Annotated in this window: 16 protein-coding genes; 3 read left to right on the forward strand and 13 right to left on the reverse strand. The window is 55.5% G+C overall.

The window, feature by feature from the left end; translation table 11 throughout:
• Positions 1 to 76 precede the first annotated feature (76 nt).
• The 3 genes from secF to ABC395_RS19275 all read right to left on the reverse strand — a co-directional run bounded on the left by secF (position 77) and on the right by ABC395_RS19275 (position 3,027).
• Positions 77 to 997: a protein translocase subunit SecF gene (gene secF / locus ABC395_RS19265; protein ID WP_413005540.1), complete on the reverse strand. Its 921-nt coding sequence runs from the start codon at positions 995 to 997 to the stop codon at positions 77 to 79.
• Positions 987 to 2,219 (reverse strand): protein translocase subunit SecD, encoded by a 1,233-nt coding sequence (gene secD, locus ABC395_RS19270; protein WP_413005541.1) that lies wholly within the window; start codon positions 2,217 to 2,219, stop codon positions 987 to 989. Before secD ends, secF begins: the two co-directional genes overlap by 11 nt.
• A 112-nt stretch (positions 2,220 to 2,331) precedes the next feature.
• Entirely contained in the window at positions 2,332 to 3,027 is a 696-nt protein-coding gene (locus ABC395_RS19275) for a post-transcriptional regulator (RefSeq protein WP_413005542.1), read from the reverse strand.
• A 182-nt stretch (positions 3,028 to 3,209) separates the two neighbouring features.
• On the opposite strand from ABC395_RS19275, the gene spoVB reads away from it, so the two are divergent.
• Positions 3,210 to 4,781, forward strand: a complete 1,572-nt coding sequence (gene spoVB / locus ABC395_RS19280; protein WP_413005543.1) for a stage V sporulation protein B — start codon at positions 3,210 to 3,212, stop codon at positions 4,779 to 4,781.
• A gap of 125 nt (positions 4,782 to 4,906) precedes the next feature.
• On the opposite strand, the gene ABC395_RS19285 is transcribed toward spoVB, so the two are convergent.
• On the reverse strand, positions 4,907 to 5,596 hold the full coding sequence (locus ABC395_RS19285; RefSeq protein ID WP_413005544.1) for a DUF421 domain-containing protein: 690 nt from the start codon (positions 5,594 to 5,596) through the stop codon (positions 4,907 to 4,909).
• A gap of 83 nt (positions 5,597 to 5,679) precedes the next feature.
• Entirely contained in the window at positions 5,680 to 7,008 is a 1,329-nt protein-coding gene (locus ABC395_RS19290) for an ArsB/NhaD family transporter (RefSeq protein ID WP_413005545.1), read from the reverse strand.
• Between the two features lie 119 nt (positions 7,009 to 7,127).
• Between ABC395_RS19290 and ABC395_RS19295 the strand changes: the two genes are divergently transcribed.
• Entirely contained in the window at positions 7,128 to 7,520 is a 393-nt protein-coding gene (locus ABC395_RS19295) for a TIGR04086 family membrane protein (RefSeq protein ID WP_413005546.1), read from the forward strand.
• A gap of 102 nt (positions 7,521 to 7,622) precedes the next feature.
• On the opposite strand, the gene ABC395_RS19300 is transcribed toward ABC395_RS19295, so the two are convergent.
• Positions 7,623 to 8,291 (reverse strand): hypothetical protein, encoded by a 669-nt coding sequence (locus tag ABC395_RS19300; RefSeq protein ID WP_413005547.1) that lies wholly within the window; start codon positions 8,289 to 8,291, stop codon positions 7,623 to 7,625.
• Between ABC395_RS19300 and ABC395_RS19305 the strand changes: the two genes are divergently transcribed.
• Positions 8,284 to 8,460: a phosphatase PAP2 family protein gene (locus ABC395_RS19305; RefSeq protein ID WP_413005548.1), complete on the forward strand. Its 177-nt coding sequence runs from the start codon at positions 8,284 to 8,286 to the stop codon at positions 8,458 to 8,460. The genes ABC395_RS19300 and ABC395_RS19305 overlap by 8 nt on opposite strands.
• Before the next feature lie 92 nt (positions 8,461 to 8,552).
• Here ABC395_RS19305 and yajC read toward each other — a convergent pair whose 3' ends face one another.
• The 7 genes from yajC to ruvC form a co-directional block, all read right to left on the reverse strand.
• On the reverse strand, positions 8,553 to 8,873 hold the full coding sequence (gene yajC / locus ABC395_RS19310) for a preprotein translocase subunit YajC (RefSeq protein ID WP_103993344.1): 321 nt from the start codon (positions 8,871 to 8,873) through the stop codon (positions 8,553 to 8,555).
• Between the two features lie 19 nt (positions 8,874 to 8,892).
• A complete protein-coding gene (gene tgt, locus ABC395_RS19315) occupies positions 8,893 to 10,029 on the reverse strand; it encodes a tRNA guanosine(34) transglycosylase Tgt (protein ID WP_413005549.1) in 1,137 nt (378 codons plus the stop codon).
• A 20-nt stretch (positions 10,030 to 10,049) separates the two neighbouring features.
• Positions 10,050 to 11,171, reverse strand: coding sequence for a tRNA preQ1(34) S-adenosylmethionine ribosyltransferase-isomerase QueA (queA, locus tag ABC395_RS19320; protein WP_413005550.1), 1,122 nt, complete (start codon positions 11,169 to 11,171; stop codon positions 10,050 to 10,052).
• A 9-nt stretch (positions 11,172 to 11,180) separates the two neighbouring features.
• Positions 11,181 to 13,253 carry a SpoIID/LytB domain-containing protein gene (locus tag ABC395_RS19325; protein ID WP_413005551.1) on the reverse strand — a complete coding sequence of 691 codons (2,073 nt, stop codon included), beginning with the start codon at positions 13,251 to 13,253 and terminating at the stop codon, positions 11,181 to 11,183.
• 673 nt (positions 13,254 to 13,926) lie between these two features.
• Entirely contained in the window at positions 13,927 to 14,931 is a 1,005-nt protein-coding gene (gene ruvB / locus ABC395_RS19330; RefSeq protein ID WP_009671941.1) for a Holliday junction branch migration DNA helicase RuvB, read from the reverse strand.
• 18 nt (positions 14,932 to 14,949) lie between these two features.
• Complete coding sequence (ruvA, locus tag ABC395_RS19335) at positions 14,950 to 15,576, reverse strand: Holliday junction branch migration protein RuvA (RefSeq protein ID WP_413005552.1); 627 nt, start codon at positions 15,574 to 15,576, stop codon at positions 14,950 to 14,952.
• On the reverse strand, positions 15,573 to 16,076 hold the full coding sequence (gene ruvC, locus ABC395_RS19340) for a crossover junction endodeoxyribonuclease RuvC (RefSeq protein WP_009671937.1): 504 nt from the start codon (positions 16,074 to 16,076) through the stop codon (positions 15,573 to 15,575). Before ruvC ends, ruvA begins: the two co-directional genes overlap by 4 nt.
• Positions 16,077 to 16,173: the final 97 nt, after the last annotated feature.

Here is a 16,173-nt window from a genome sequence, read left to right on the forward strand (position 1 = left end):
GAATAGTTTGCTGGGTGACGCTTCTATCTCATGTCAAGGAAAAGCCGCGGGAACAAGAATTCACGCGGCAGTGAGCTTATTCTTTTGCGGCTGCGGCTGGAGCGGCTTTGCGCTTGTTGCCGAGCGAATTTCTTTTGAGCAGGTACCACAGCGGGCTCGCGATACAGATGGAAGAGTAAGCTCCGCTTGTCAGACCGATAATTTTCGCCAGGGCGAATAATTTAATAGATTCGCTGCCGAAAATAAAGAGGCAGACGGCTGCGATCAATACGGTAAGAACCGTGTTGATGTTCCGGGCCATCGTTTGCCATGTGCTGTCATGGACAAGCTTCTCCAAATCTTCCGGCGTTTTCAGCTTGGCGAAACGAAGGTTTTCACGAATCCGGTCGAAAATAACGATCTTATCGTTGATGGAGTAACCGACGGTAGTCAGTACGGCGGCCACGAACGGCAAATCGACCTGGAAACGGAAGATGGCAAACATGGCGACGACGATAAACGCATCGTGAAGAATGGAAATAATGGCGGCTAACGCGAATCTCCATTCGAACCGGATACTCACGTAGATGCTGATCGCCACACTTGCGATGAGAATACCGATGATCGCTTTAATGGCAAGTTCCTTGGCAATGTCCGGTGATACGGTGTTGACTTCCATGGACACCTTATCTTTATAAGGGGCTTCGAAAGCCGCCTTGATTTTATCGACCTGTTCTTTGCCCAAAATTTCATCGAAACGGGTGGAAACGCGGTCGCCGTTGGCTCCGCCGATCGTTACCGTCTGATCAAAGCCCGCGCCTTTGTAAATTTCCTGCGCCTTTTCTTTGGTGATCGCTTGTCCCACCGATACGTCGATGGAAGTACCCGCTTTAAAGTCGACGCCGTAATTCATTTGGAACAGCAGGAGTGTCACGATACCGGCCAGTATGAGTACCCCGGAAATCGCGAAGAAGATGTTCCGGTGTTTGACAAAATTGAATTTGTTACTATAGTTCACGGATTTCCGCCTCCTTCACGCCAAAATAGCCGGGCTTTTTAAAGACATTGCCCTTAATGAGCAGGTGAATGAGGAATCTCGAGAAGAACACGTTCGTCAAGATACTCACGATAATACTGAGCATCGTGGTCAATGCAAAGCCTTTGATAGCCCCGTTGCCGATATAGTAGAGCACAAGGCTGGAAATGATATTGGTGATATTCGCGTCCATAATCGTACGGAAAGAGGCTTTGGAACCCGCTTTAAGCGAAGAAGGAATGCTCTTGCCGCTGCGGATTTCTTCTTTGATCCGTTCGTACGTAATAATGTTGGCGTCGACCGCCATCCCGATCCCAAGCACGAGCGCCGCAATCCCCGGAAGGGTCAGTGTCGCGTTGATCCAGTCAAACAGCACGAGAAGCAGCCAAGTATACGTGATAAGCGTAAAGGCCGCGATAATACCCGGCAGACGGTAAAGAAGAATCATAAAGACCAGAATGATAACGGATGCGATAATACCCGCGCGGACCGTTTGCTCCAGAGACATTAGTCCGAGGGAGGCGCCGACTACCTGCGTGTATTTCTCCGTCAGTTTCAGAGGGAGGGCACCGAGGTTGATGGTGTCGGCCAGTTTTTGCGCTTCTTCGAAAGTGAAACTTCCTGTAATCGTAGCTACGTCGCTATCGATCGGAGTGTTAACCATCGGGGAGGAGAGCTTTTCCTCGTCGAGGAAAATCGACAGGGGCTTTCCTACCATTTTTGTAGTCACTTCTTTAAACTTGCTGCGGTCTTTCATCTTAATTTGTACCACCGGCTGGTTCGCCTGATCGTAGCCGACCGAGGCTCCGCCTTCGACAAAATCCGTACCGATCAGCATGTTGTTGCCTTCCGGATCGCGGAACGTAAGGGAAGACGGTTTGCCAATTTTCTGGCGTACTTCATCTTCGTTCTTGACGCCTGCCAGACGGACGCGGATGCGGTTTTCGCCTTCGGCGAGAACTTCAGGTTCCGTTACGCCGAGTTTGTCCGCGCGCTGCGCGATGCTTTCCGCCGCTTTTTTCAACGTTGCGGGGGTTACTTTCTGACCGGCCGTAAACGGCTCAGCCACGTAGAGGATCTCAAACCCTCCTTTTAAATCCAAACCGAGCTTGATCTTGCCAAGAAGCCCGGGACTCGTCGTTGCGATCACGGCCAGCGTGACAATGACGGTTATGAAAAACGCCGAGATCCGTTTTACATTCATGCCTTGATAATCTCCCTTCCCAACTCAATATTCCTATTATACCCACACGCGAAAAACGAGTCAATTTGACGTTTTTTACCACGCCAAACAAAAAAAGGCCCCGAAAAGCCGATCAGGACCTTCGATACATGCTTAACGTCAAATAATTCATAAACTGATTGGGTTTAAGCGACAAAATATCGTTGACAACCTGATGAAGAGGCGGCGTCCCTTTCTTCTTGTACCGGTCGTTTATGCACTCCCAGATTTCTTCCCCGGTGACATGCTCGTAACCGATCATCTGGAACTCCTCCGCCTTGCTCAGGCATAAGCCTTCGATCATCTCGTTGAGTTCCCGATCGTTCAGGCGCTCGGGCTCGGCTTCTTCCTCCTTGATACCTGGGGCATCCCCGGTATGAAATTCGCTTTCGGCTGCCATGTCGAATGCCGGTTCCGCTTCCACAGCAAACGAATCCGCAGGGTCGATCACAACCGCTTGCACCGGTTCTGCTGCCGCTGACGTTTCCTCCGCGGTACTGATTTCGACAACCGTTGACGTTTCCCCCGCGGGGTCTGTTCCGGCTTCAAAGTCATATTCCGCCGCTTCGCCGCTTTCTGTACGTGCGTCCGGGTCGTTCGCTTCTATTTCTACATCTGTCTCTTCGGGATTCAGCATCGTTTCCGGGGGCTCCGCTTCGGCCAGCGCTTCCGCTTCCAGAAGTCCTTCCGGCAATAGCGGGGCTCCCGTTTGTTCTTTGGCATCCTCCATGGCCCCGGATTGCTCCGTTGCGGCAGGTGCCGACTCCAATTTGTCCGTTTCCGAATTCATAACTTATCCCCCCTTAGTTGCTGTAACGGCAACGTACACGTTCTGTTCCTTACCTGCTATATTCGCTTACAAAAACAGGTTTTCCTGCATGGCCGGTCCCGTCTCCCCAAAAAGTTTGGCATGAGCTTGGCCATTGCCCGCATATCCTCTAACAGAACCCGTTACGGAAGAGGGAGTTAACGTTGACCAAGCAATCTTTTCTAAAAGGGACGATGATTTTGCTGGCCGCAGGCATCGTAAACCGGATTCTCGGTTTCATCCCGCGGATCACGCTTCCCCGGGTAATAGGCGCCGAAGGCGTCGGCCTCTATCAGATGGGCTGGCCGTTCCTGATCGTTATTCTTACGATCGTTACGGGAGGCATCCCCCTTGCCGTCTCCAAACTCGTGGCCGAGGCGGAAGCGGAGCATAATTACCGCCGTTCGTCGCGCATTCTCAAGCTCGCTCTCACGCTTTCCGTCGGCATTTCGGGAATTTTTACCGCGGTCTGCATTCTCGGAGCGCGCTGGATAACTTCCCATCTGCTGACGGACGAACGCGTCTATTTTACTTTTCTCTGCATGAGCCCGATTATACCGATTATTGCGGTATCCTCCGTTCTGCGGGGCTATTTTCAAGGAAAGCAGGACATGATCCCCACGGCGACTTCTCAAACTATAGAAACGCTGGTACGCATCGTCATGGTGCTGCTCTGCTCCTTCGCCCTGCTTCCCTACGGAATTTCCTGGGCAGCCGCCGGTGCCATGATCGGCGTAACCATCGGTGAAATCGCGGGCATGCTCGTTCTCCTCATTCATTACAGGCTGCAGCGGAACAAAAACAGGCCGGTAAACAAGGTGCAGATCGGCACCAGTGCCGCGCAAGGCCGGTTGACCCAGCTGCGCCGTCTGCTGACGCTTTCCCTGCCGATCACGGCCAGCCGCCTTGTGGGAGCGGGCTCCTACCTGCTTGAATCTATTCTCATCGCCCACAGTCTTGCGGCCGCAGGTATCGCTACGGCACTGGCGACCGCGCAGTACGGCGCCCTTCAAGGGATGATTATCCCGATCATCCTGCTGCCGAGCGCTTTAACCTCCTCGCTTTCGGTTTCGCTCGTTCCTTCGCTCAGCGAGGCGGCGGCACGCAAGGATTTGAAAACCATTCACAAGCGCATGCACCAGTCGCTCCGGCTGGCGTTAGTAACCGGCGCTCCCTTCGCCGTCATCATGTACGTGCTTGCCGAGCCTCTATGTCTCATCATGTACGGGCAGAAGGACATCGCCGTAATGCTTAAAATGCTGGCGCCCGTCGCGATTTTCATTTACCTGCAGGCACCTCTGCAGGCCGCCCTGCAGGCTTTGGACAAACCCGGCAGCGCTCTCGTCAACACACTGATCGGCTCCCTCGTCAAGCTCCTGCTCATCGTATGGCTGGCGAGCAAGCCGGAATTCGGCATACTCGGTGCCGTTATGGCCAGCTGTGTGAACATTGTGCTGGTCACCTTCCTTCACGGGCTAAGCGTGCTGCGTCATCTGAAGTTTACTCTGCGCGGCAGCGACGTGGCCAAAGTGTCCGCAGCCATGGGAATCGCCTCCTTATGCTGCTACGCCGTTTACCGGGCCATTGCGAGCCAGCCGGCCGGCATCGGTTTCCTGCTCGCCTCGGCTGCCGCCTTAACCGCGTATCTGGCCGCCGTAACGGTTCTGAAAATCGTCAACAAGTCCGACTTGTCCCGGCTGCTGACGCTCGGCCGCAAGATCATCCGCAAATCTTGACCCGCCCGTTTCACGGTTGACCACCGTCATGTGACGCCGAGCACCGCGCGCTGGCAGCTTCGCGCGGTGAGGAAAAGAGAAAAGCCGGTACGCACAAATCGTTGTGCAGTCCGGCTTTTCATCGTTTAAACCCGGTCCTTTTTATCCACGTACAAATAGCCCCGGTGATCGACAGAACAGAAGAAAACTTCCTTGAAGTCGGATATTCCCTTCTTCTTAAGCTCGCTCTTGAGCCAGAAACGGGTCTGGCCCACTTTTTGCAGATTGTCCTCCTGGACTTTGCCGTCCATGACCAGAGCTACGGGCAGCCCCGCATAACGGATGCGTCCGCTCTCGACCGGCCCCATTTCAGGCTTGCGGCTGGGATGGTATTTTTCAACCACACTCAGCTTGCCGGACGGCTCCAGGATGGCGAATTCGACATCGGCCACGTTCATGACCTTATGCTGCCGGAGCTGCATCATCAAATCGTCAAGGTTATAGCGCTGTTTGCGCATCTCTTCGCGGTTCAGCTTCCCGTGTTCGATCAGGACGCTGGGACGGCCTTCGAATAATGTGCGGAAACGCTGGCTTTTGAGCGTGATGAATGCCATCAGCAGTTGAATGAGCACGAGTGTAATCATCGGCACGATTCCGTTCGACATGGGCATCCGCACATCTTCCAGTACAAATACGGCGATCTCCGCGATCATAATCGAAATCACGAGATCGAAAACCGAAAGCTTGCCGATTTCACGCTTCCCCATAATGCGGAGCATGACGAAAACGACAAAATAAATCATAACGGTGCGCAAAAAAATCGTCAGCAGTTCCATGGTATCCTCCTGGACCGTTCGTTCTCGGAGTTTACCCGGTAGTCTGACCGTCGCCCTTCCCCTTCATGCGGGGTGGAGGCCACTCAATTGTTCCCAAACCAGAATCCGACTAAATACAAGGATGCCAGGGTAAGTGAAAATAGAGAAAACGGCACGCCGATCCTTGCATATTCCCGGAAGCTCAGCCCGTTCTTCCTCACGGCGGCGACTCCGAAGGCCAGCAGACTGGAAAAAGAGCTGAAGCTTGTCGCATTGGCGCCCAAGTGGATGCCCGAAAGCAGGACATACCAGAGTCTCCCCGTGTGTTCCGTAGACACTTCCTGCAGCTGTCCGCCGAGACTCTGAACGACGGGAACGGCGAAAGCGGTCCAGGCCGTCCCGTCCGATAAAGCGGCTCCGGCCGCGGACATCCACAGAACGGACAGCACGGCCCACTGCCCGTCTCCCGAGCTTAGCGCCATCAGCCAGCCGGCCGCGGCATCGAGCACGCCCGTCCGTACGAAAACGCCGGCGATAAGAAGCCAGCCGGCCGTGAGCGCCAGCAGAGGAGCGAAGCCCGCCGCGAAACTTTTGCGGCTTTCCTCTCGTTTTATTAGCGATTGGACTACGAGGGCCGCTCCGGCTCCCGAAATCCATATCAGGTCGATCCCTGTCAGATCGGCACAAAGATAACCGAGCAGGATCAGTCCCAGGGCGATGGCCGGATTCCGCGCGTCTCCCCTGTTTCCTGACATGCCGGAAACCGCGGTTTGAAGCTCCCGCAGCCTTACCGGGCCTAGATTCAGCTTATCGGCGTACACCGTCCGGATCATCAGATAAGCGAGAGCCAGCAGGACGGCATGGAGAGGGCCAAGCACGAGCCAGACGTCCGGCAGGCCAAGCCCGCCGGCTGTTCCGATCAGTCTGGCCGGCATGGTTCCGGCAACGGAGAGGCCGCTTCCGAGGTTGCAGGCCAACATCAAGCCGATAACGAACGGAGAAGGCGTTATTCTCCAGGCTCTCGTAAAAGCCAGCATAAGCGGCAGAAGAGCCGCCATGGCCGTCAAAGCGTCCAGAAGGGCCGAGGCCGAGGCTGCCAGTATCATGGACACGGCCAGCATCTTCCGCGGATTCGCCGAAGTGAGCCGGTAAAACCTTACGGCCGTCAGCTGGAGCCAGCCCGCTTCTTCGGCTGCTGTGGCGATTATCCCCATAGTCAGCGCAAGCGCAAGTGCCCGCCACGGGACCGCCTCTACCGCAGCGGCAGGAGAACCGGCTATTCCGGCCGCCAACAAGACAGCTGCCCCAGCCAGCGGAAACCAGGCACGGAAGCGGACAAACTTCAGACTCAGAAGGACTACCGTCAGGGCGACAACGGCAGCGGCAACGGTGGCGGCGGCTTGCCAGCCGGCATCCTGCAAAATTTCACGCATCTTGTTCCCGTCCCCCTTTCCCGCGGGCCGCCGTACAAGCGGAACCTGTACTATTCTTATGAACAGGCCCATAGAATGATGATACCGAAATGTTCCTAAGGGAAAGGGAGGATACTGTCATGATTCCGATTAATAAGGTGAGCCAGGTGCGTTTATCATCACCATTTCTTTCCGGTCTTCTCTATGCGTTCGTTATGCTGGTTGCGGGAACCGTAATAACCTCGCTGATCCTGCTTCTCAGCCGGACACAGGAGTCTTCGCTTTCTACTCTGGCTTATATCACACACGGTCTTTCCGTTTTTATCGGAGGCTGGGTGGCGGGAAAACGCGCGGGGCGCAAAGGCTGGTATTACGGCGGCATGCTGGGTATTTTCTATGCGCTGATCGTCTGGATTATCGGTTTTCTTGCGGTTGATACCGCATTCGATCTGAAAACGCTCACCCTGGCCGGGTTCGCTTTCGCTGCCGGCGCCCTGGGCGGTGTTATCGGCGTGAATTCCGGCAGTAAATAATGGAGCGGCCCCTGAAATTGCACACCTACTACTCCGACTATGATATAATATCTTAGTTCTCTTATACCTTTTACAATTTTAGGGGGAAATGCAATGTATCCGTTACAATCCATGACCCACGCAACCGTATATATTGTGATTTCCATCTACGTTCTCCTGTATTTGTCGCTGCGGAAAAATCCGTTTCTCGTTGCAGGAGCATTCGTACAGGACTTTTTCACAAAGCGGAAGTTTTTCCTTCATTTTGCGGCGGTCATGGCGATTCTCTTTTTCAATAAAGTCGAGCTTTGGATTGAATCCAAAATGCACTACACGGCCGATTTCACGGCAAAAATACATGGGCTCGAAGGAGACTTCGTCGCGGGTTTCCAGCACTTGTTCTATAACAACACCGTCACTCTGGTTACGAGTATTTTTTATGTGATCGTATTTCCCTGCCTCATGATCGTGTCGATCCTGATTTATACGTATCAGAAAAAATACAGCCTTTTCTACGCGCTCTGCTATACGGTCATGATTAACTACATCATCGCCATTCCGTTCTACCTGTTCTTTCCCGTTCAGGAAGTGTGGGCGTTCCATCCGAACGTCAAGCTGCTGATTATGGAAGTGTTTCCGAAATTCGAAGCGGAATACCGGCCTTTGTCCGGACTCGACAACTGTTTTCCGAGTCTGCATACCTCCATTTCCGTCTCCATGGCGCTGCTTGCCGGGCGTTCCCGGAACCGGGTTTGGAAATGGTTTTCCCTTCTCGAGCTGCGTAGTGATCATCTTCTCGATCTTCTACCTCGGCATCCACTGGCTGACCGACATGTTCGGCGGCGTCCTTCTCGGCGTGTTCGCGGCCCGTCTCGGCCTGAGCATCAGCGAAGAGCGTCCGTTCTTCAGCAGAGTTCTGCTGCCGCAGCGCAGGCTCCAGGAGCAGGAAGTCAGCGAATAGAGCGCCGGCATCACTTGCCGCGATATGCAAAAAAAGGCGAGTTCCTCGACCGTCCGGTCCGGGGAACTCGCCTTTTTGTATGTGATTCGCGTTTATTTTTTCTCTTCGGCAACCGTGCTGCTCGTGACGACAGTGTTAACCGCGGAACGGTCGAATGTCATCTTGGTCGCGTCGTTAACACGCAGAACGACGATGTCATCGGTAATTTCCAGGATCGTGCCGTGCAGGCCGCCGATCGTAACGATCTTGTCGTTTTTCTTCAGGTTAGCAAGCATCATGTTGCGGGTTTTCGTCCGCTTCTGCTGCGGGCGGATCAGAAGGAAATAAAGAACCAGGAACATCAGAATAAGCGGAATGTACGTCACTAAGCTTCCGTACGGACTTGCATTGGCTGCTGTGGCCAGATTGGACATCGTTGGGATCCTCCTTCAGTTAAAAACCTTTGTCGTTGTCGTGAAGACCATACTTTGTAAAAAACTCGTCCCGGAAATCGCCGAGACGATCTTCGCGGATGGCTTGTCTGACACCCCTCATCAGTTCAAGCAAAAAATGCAGATTGTGGTACGTGGTCAGCCGGATGCCGAATGTCTCGTCAGCCTTGATCAGGTGACGGATATAGGCGCGGCTGTAGTTCTTGCACGTGTAGCAGCTGCACTCCGGATCAAGCGGTCCGAGATCGTCGGCGTGTTTCGCGTTGCGGATAACAAGGCGTCCGGCGCTCGTCATCACGGTGCCGTTGCGGGCAATCCGTGTCGGCAGAACGCAGTCGAACATGTCCACGCCGCGGATAGCGCCTTCGATCAGTGCATCGGGTGAACCCACTCCCATCAGGTAGCGGGGTTTCCCGGTCGGAAGCAGCGGCGTCGTGCATTCCAGCATCTCATACATGAGGTGCTTGGGCTCGCCTACGCTCAATCCTCCAATAGCATACCCCGGGAAATCCATGGAAGTCAACTGCTCCGCGCTCTGCTTGCGCAAATCCGCGTACATGCCTCCCTGCACGATGGCGAACAGTCCCTGATCGCCCGGACGGGCATGGCTCTTCAGGCAGCGTTCCGCCCAGCGGGTCGTACGTTCCAGCGAATCTTTCACGTACTCGTAAGTCGCCGGATAAGGCGGACATTCGTCGAAGGCCATCATAATATCCGAGCCGAGCGCGTTCTGGATCTCCATCGCCTTCTCCGGCGAGATAAAGAGCTTGTCCCCGTTCAGGTGAGAACGGAACTGCACGCCTTCTTCCGTAATTTTACGGATATCGCTCAGGCTGAATACTTGAAAGCCGCCGCTGTCCGTCAAAATCGGACGGTCCCAGTTCATAAATTTATGAAGGCCCCCCGCTTTTTTTACAAGCTCATGACCCGGACGGAGGAAAAGATGGTACGTGTTGCTCAAAATGATATGAGCGTCCATCGCTTTCAGTTCTTCCGGGCTCATCGTTTTTACCGTCGCCTGGGTGCCTACCGGCATGAATGCCGGCGTTTCGATCACACCGTGCGGCGTATGCACGCGGCCGAGCCTTGCCCCAGTCTGCTTGCAGGTCTTGATATGTTCGTAAGTAACCGCAGCCATAGTTGTCTTCCCTTCTCGATTCAATAAATAAACATCGCGTCGCCGAAACTGAAAAAGCGGTACTTCCGCTCGACGGCTTCACGGTAAGCGTTCAAAATACTCTCCCTGCCGGCCATGGCGGAAATCAGCATCAGCAGGGTCGATTTCGGCAGGTGGAAATTAGTCAGCATCGCATCGACAAGCTGGAATTCCACGCCCGGATAGATAAAAATGCTGGTCCAGCCGCTGCAGGCGCGAATGTAAGGCTTCCCGCTGTCCGTATGGGCCGAGACGCCCTGCGCCTCGGATGCCTCCCGCGACTGGCGGGCCGTGGTTTCCAGCGTTCTCGTCGAGGTCGTCCCGACCGCGACGATGCGTCCGCCCGCGGCGGTCGTCTCGTTAATGAGATCCGCGGTTTCCTGCGGAAGCTCATAATACTCGGCGTGCATTTCGTGCTCCTCCACCTTGTCGGCGGATACGGGACGGAACGTCCCCAGTCCGACGTGAAGAGTCACGAAGGCCAGACGGACGCCGCGGCTTTTCAGCTCCTCAAAGAAATCGCCGGTAAAATGCAGGCCGGCGGTCGGAGCCGCCGCTGAACCCGCATGACGGGCGTATACCGTCTGGTAGCGCTCCTTCTCGGGCAGCTGCTCTTTAATGTAAGGAGGCAGCGGCATTTCTCCCAGCTTATCCAGGATCTCGTTAAAAATACCTTCGTAGCGGAAGCGAACGGTACGCGCCCCCATCTCCCCCTCCGCTTCGACGACCGCCGAAAGCGGCGCCTGCTTCGGAACGACCGGCGTACCGTCCGCAGCCGTTTCCGGCTGTACGCCGAACAGCAGCTCGGTACCGGTTCTGATCCGCTTGCCCGGGCGGGCCAGGGCTTCCCAGCGGTCTTCGCCGAGCGGTTTGAGCAGCAGAAGCTCCACTTTGGCTCCCGTGTCCGCCTTCACGCCAAAAAGCCGGGCTGGAATGACTCGCGTGTCATTCATCACGAGCAGATCCCCGGCTTTCAAATAATCGGCCAACTGTTCAAACGTATGATGAGCGATGGCGCCCGACTGTTTGTCGAGCGTCATCAGCCTGGACTGCGTCCGTTCCAGGAGCGGAGTCTGGGCAATCAGTTCTTCCGGTAATTCATAATCAAAATCTTGTACGTCCATTTATGTCTCTCATTCCTTAGTCGTCCAAACTCCGGTATAGTAAGTTTGTAAAATTTCGGTGTAGGTTTTCCCCTGCTCCGCCAGGCCTCTGGCTCCCCATTGGGACATCCCGAGCCCGTGCCCGTTGCCTGTCCCGCGGATAACGAAGCTGGCCGCACCCGATGCGACGCTGCGCACCTGGCTGTCCGCACCCATGACGAACAGGTCGGCCCCCGCTTGTTGCGGTTTCGCCTGGGTTCCCCCGATAACCTGGACAGCGCCCGCCGTTTGAGCGGTGGGCTTACCGTCTGCACCAACTATAGTATACCTTCCCGATTCCTCAATTTCAAACAGGGTACTGGGCAGACCGCCCAAAACGTTCCGGAGGTCGTTCGGGTATTTGACCTTCACCACTTCCCCGTTTGCTTTCAGCTCGGTCGCGCGTCCCGACGGGCCTCTTTTGCTTACCTCCAAGGACTGGAGCGGACCGTTCAGCTTCACGCCCGCACCCGTGAGCAGCTTCTCCATCTGGGCCCGGTCGTAAACCCGGAACCAGCTGTAAGAATTGGACTCCGTTACCTGCTCCAGCAGGGTAACGCGCTCCTTGTCCTTAAGCTGGGCGACCGCCGGAGAGCTTGCGTTGTCCGTGCTGGGCAGCTTGCGGACATTTACGCCTCCTTGGGTGGATGCCGCTATTTCAAGACCGGCCGCGTTCTTGTCGCCCGTTTTTTTCAGGTATGTGCCGCTGACATAACCCGTTTCACCCGATAGAAGGGCGACCCGGTACCAGACGGCCTTCCCTTTGGCTGCTCCCTCGTCGGGGCTGGCTACGCTTTTCAGATAGGGAACCGCATTGCCCCAGATTTCCGACGCGTCGGCGGTCTGCCCGCCGGAATTGGAGGAGTACAAAGGATCTCCGATAATACCCGACTTATCCACCAGAACTTCGCCTTTAGTGGCGTCGACGGCCTGACGAACGATTTCGGCTTCGCGGAGCATGCCCCGGTATGCCTGGTCGGTCGTCGAATCGCTGAGGTGCGCGATGCCGTATTTCATTCCTTTTTTAATGGCAAACGTTCGTGCGGCAACCGCCTGTGCCTTTAAGGCTTCCAGCGGAAAACTGCCGTCCATTTCGGAGCTGACTACGGAGTACAGGTACTCTTCGAACGGCAGCTCGTTAACGAGAGCGAATTTACCGTTGTAACGGCTGATCTCCATGCTTCCACGGTATACCTGGTTCGACTTTTCGGCTACTTTGATTCCGGCGCCGTTACCGTCCAGCCATGTTTTCTGCGAGCCCGCTCCCGAGAAATAATGAGGAACCGCGGCTGCCGCAGCCGTGGCGTCCGCCCGCTTGATCAGATACGCCGATGCCGTATCGGCCGGCTGCAGGGCCACCCCCGGCAAGGCCGCTTTGACGGCGGCCAGTCCGGCCTCGTCCGCTTCGCCGCCTACCCATACGCTGTATCCGGCTTGACCCGAACCGTCCGACGTCAGGACAACGTCGGCGTCCGCTCCCGCCAGGGAGACGGCCGCGGCCTGCATATTGGCTTCGGCGGCCGTGGCGTATGTGCCGGCAGACCAGTGCAGAGGTCCGGACAGAACCGCTTGCGCGGAGCCGGTCGCTTTGACCGCTTTGGCTTTCGCCGCGTTAGCCGTTTCCTTCGAAGCATAGCTGCCGTAATAAACTTGATACACGGAGGCTCCTTTTTTGGAACGGCTGATGATGTAGGCACGGTCGGAAGGCGAGCTCTGGAGCTTGTCATAAGCGGCTTTCGCTTCATTCCAGTTCGCCGTTTCCAGCACGCGGACCCCGTAAGCATCAAGCGATGCTTTCAGAGTCGTGCCTCCTTCAGTTGTGAGGCCCGCAACGCCGGCAGGAGTGCGCACTCCCAGCTTGAAGCCTTTGTCCGATGAAAGTGTGACCACCTGCTCGGATGTGCGGTAACTTTCATGTTCGATAAAAAGGCCGACCCGAATCGTATCGAGTTTCGGAACCGCTGCTTGTAGCGGGAGCGCGGCACTGCCGAACAATCCCGCTGCCAGCACCAGCGCCAGCACCGCGGCCGTGACCACTTTCCAGCTTATCCGGCTGTTCTTCATAGGTGCAAACAATCCTTTCCGTTTTGGGGATATGAGTCTGGTAAATGAATCCAACTCTAGTATTCTATCAACTATTAGACGCCGCTTTCAACGATAAGTTGTGACAAAATACGGCAAAAGTCCGAATACCGAGCCGGGTGTCTCTATTTATATCGGCTGACGGGAGCGTAAATGCAAGAGGAGATTGGGACGAAATGGTGGCCAGCCGGTATCTTCGGCTGGCCTTCTACAATGACTATCAATGTGAGCTTTGCAGCCGATTTCGATTTTCACATCACTAGCAAAATGAGAAAATTTTAAGAACGGTGTCGTTGACAAGAGAAGAAGGAGCGATCCCGGCGCCGGTCGCGAGCAGATTATTTTTTATGCAATCGCTGACCGGCTTTAGGAACAAAAAAACGTACATGCACCGACCGGCACCGAAGGCGCACGGGTCTTTACATGTACGTTATGTGTTCGGGTCTACAGCCCGAAAGCAAAGGACATACGGCCTTCGGCCTATAGGCTTATGCCTGTAGGCTTCTGTCTGCGAGCTTATGCCTTCGGCCTGCGGGCCCTACCTGTGAGTTAATGCCCCCATCCGTTCCCGTTCCGCTCAGGCTGCTTCCTGCACCAAGGGACCGAAACCGCCAAGCGAATGTGACGGTCCCAACCGGACGGCAGCCCGCACCGGTCAGTTCTGCTCCGGAATCGGCAGCCCCAAATGGCTGTACGCCTGATGCGTAACCATCCGTCCGCGGGGAGTCCGCTGCAAAAAGCCGATTTGCAGCAAATAGGGCTCATACACGTCCTCGATGGTCTGGCTCTCCTCCCCGATGGTGGCTGCGATCGTATCGAGTCCGACCGGTCCACCCCGGAACGAAGTGATAATCGCTCTCAGCATTTTGTGGTCGATCTCGTCAAGGCCGAGATCGTCAACCTGAATGTGCCGGAGCGATTCACGGGCCAAGTCGACGGTAATAATCCCGTCGCCTTTGACCTGGGCGAAATCACGCACCCGCTTCAGCAGCCGGTTCGCGATCCGAGGCGTGCCTCTGGAGCGCATGCCGATTTCGCGCGACGCCTCCCCGACGATCTGCACCTGTAGAATGTCGCAGGTGCGGCTGACGATATACGACAGCTCGTCGACGGTGTAGAACTCCAGCCGGCTGATCACGCCGAAGCGGTCCCGCAGCGGCGCCGACAGCAAGCCTGCGCGCGTGGTCGCGCCGATCAGCGTGAAGGGCGGCAGATCCAGCCGCACGGAACGCGCGCTCGGCCCTTTGCCGATAATAATGTCGAGCGCAAAATCCTCCATCGCCGGATACAGCACCTCTTCCACCGTCCGGTGAAGCCGGTGGATTTCGTCGATGAACAGCACGTCGCCTTCCTGCAGATTCGTCAAAATCGCGGCGAGGTCGCCGGGCCGCTCGATAGCGGGCCCGCTCGTCGTGCGGATATTGACGCCAAGCTCGTTGGCGATGATATTCGACAGGGTCGTTTTTCCGAGCCCCGGCGGTCCGTAAAGCAAAACATGGTCAAGCGCTTCTTTGCGCATTTTGGCCGCTTCGATATAGATCTTGAGATTTTCCTTCGCCTGCGTCTGTCCGATATATTCCGCCAGGTACCGGGGGCGCAGGGAAAATTCCACGATTTCGTCTTCCATCATCAAATTCGCGGATATAATGCGGTCTTCCATCGTCATCTCCCCCAAAACTTACATTTGAAACAGAGCCTGGAGGGCTTGTTTCATGATGACATCGGCAGGATCGGTATCTTTGACCTTCGGCTGGATGCGGGACCACGCGCGGTCCGCTTCCGCTTCTGTATAGCCAAGCGCAAGCAGACCCTGCTTAACTTCGCCCCAGACTCCCTGGGTGCCGAATTCATCCGACGGGTCGACCAGACCGAACGATACGGCCAGATCTCGCTCCGTAACCGGCAGGGCGCCAAGCTTTTCTTTCAGATCAAAAATAAGCCGCTGTGCGGTTTTCTTCCCGATACCGGGCAGCTTTGTAAGAAAAGCGATATTCTCCTGCTGGATAGCCGCGACTACCGTTTCCGGGCGGCCTCCGGCAAGGATGCCGAGCGCGACTTTAGGCCCGATGCCGCTGACGTCGATAAGCTGCCGGAACAGCATCTGCTCCTCCCTTGTCGGGAAGCCGAACAGCAGGTGTGCGTCTTCGCGCACATGATAGTGGGTAAACAGCGTGATTTCGCCGTCTTCTTTCAGTCCGAACGCGTACGGATTAGCGCAAAAAACGCGGTAGCCGACTCCGTTCACATCGAGAACGACGTATTCCGTTTCACGTGCAGCTAACTTGCCTCTTAAGAAATCAATCATCGTTTGGTAACCTCTTTGATTTTATCGTGCAGCGTGGATGAATGTGCGTGGCAGATCGCCACGGCGAGCGCATCGGCTACGTCATCCGGCTTCGGTATAGCGGACAGCTTCAAAAACATGCGGACCATTTCCTGCACTTGGATTTTCTCCGCCTTGCCATAGCCGACAACGGCCTGTTTAACCTGCAAAGGCGTGTACTCCCCGACGGGTATTCCGCGCTGAACGGCCGCGAGTATAATCACGCCGCGCGCCTGGCCGACGGTAAAAGCCGTCGTGACGTTCCGGTTGAAGAACAGCTTCTCGACGGCCATCGCGTCTGGTTTATATTTGTCTATGAGCTGGCAGGCCGCATCATAAACCTGCTTGAGCCGAAGACCCGGATCGGTATGGGCTTCGGTTTGTATACAACCGTACTGAACGGGCGTTAGTTTGCTGCCGGTCTTGTCGATAAACCCGAAACCGACGATCGCAATGCCCGGGTCGATTCCCAGAATACGCAAAAGAAGTTCTCTCCCATCCCCTGTATGTCCCAAAAAGCGAACATATGTATCGATTTCCATTATAGCAAATTCTCGCCGAAAGGGATAGCGTGTTTAA

Source organism: Paenibacillus canaveralius (assembly GCF_047238265.1).
In the GTDB taxonomy this organism is placed as follows: Bacteria; Bacillota; Bacilli; order Paenibacillales; family NBRC-103111; genus Paenibacillus_F.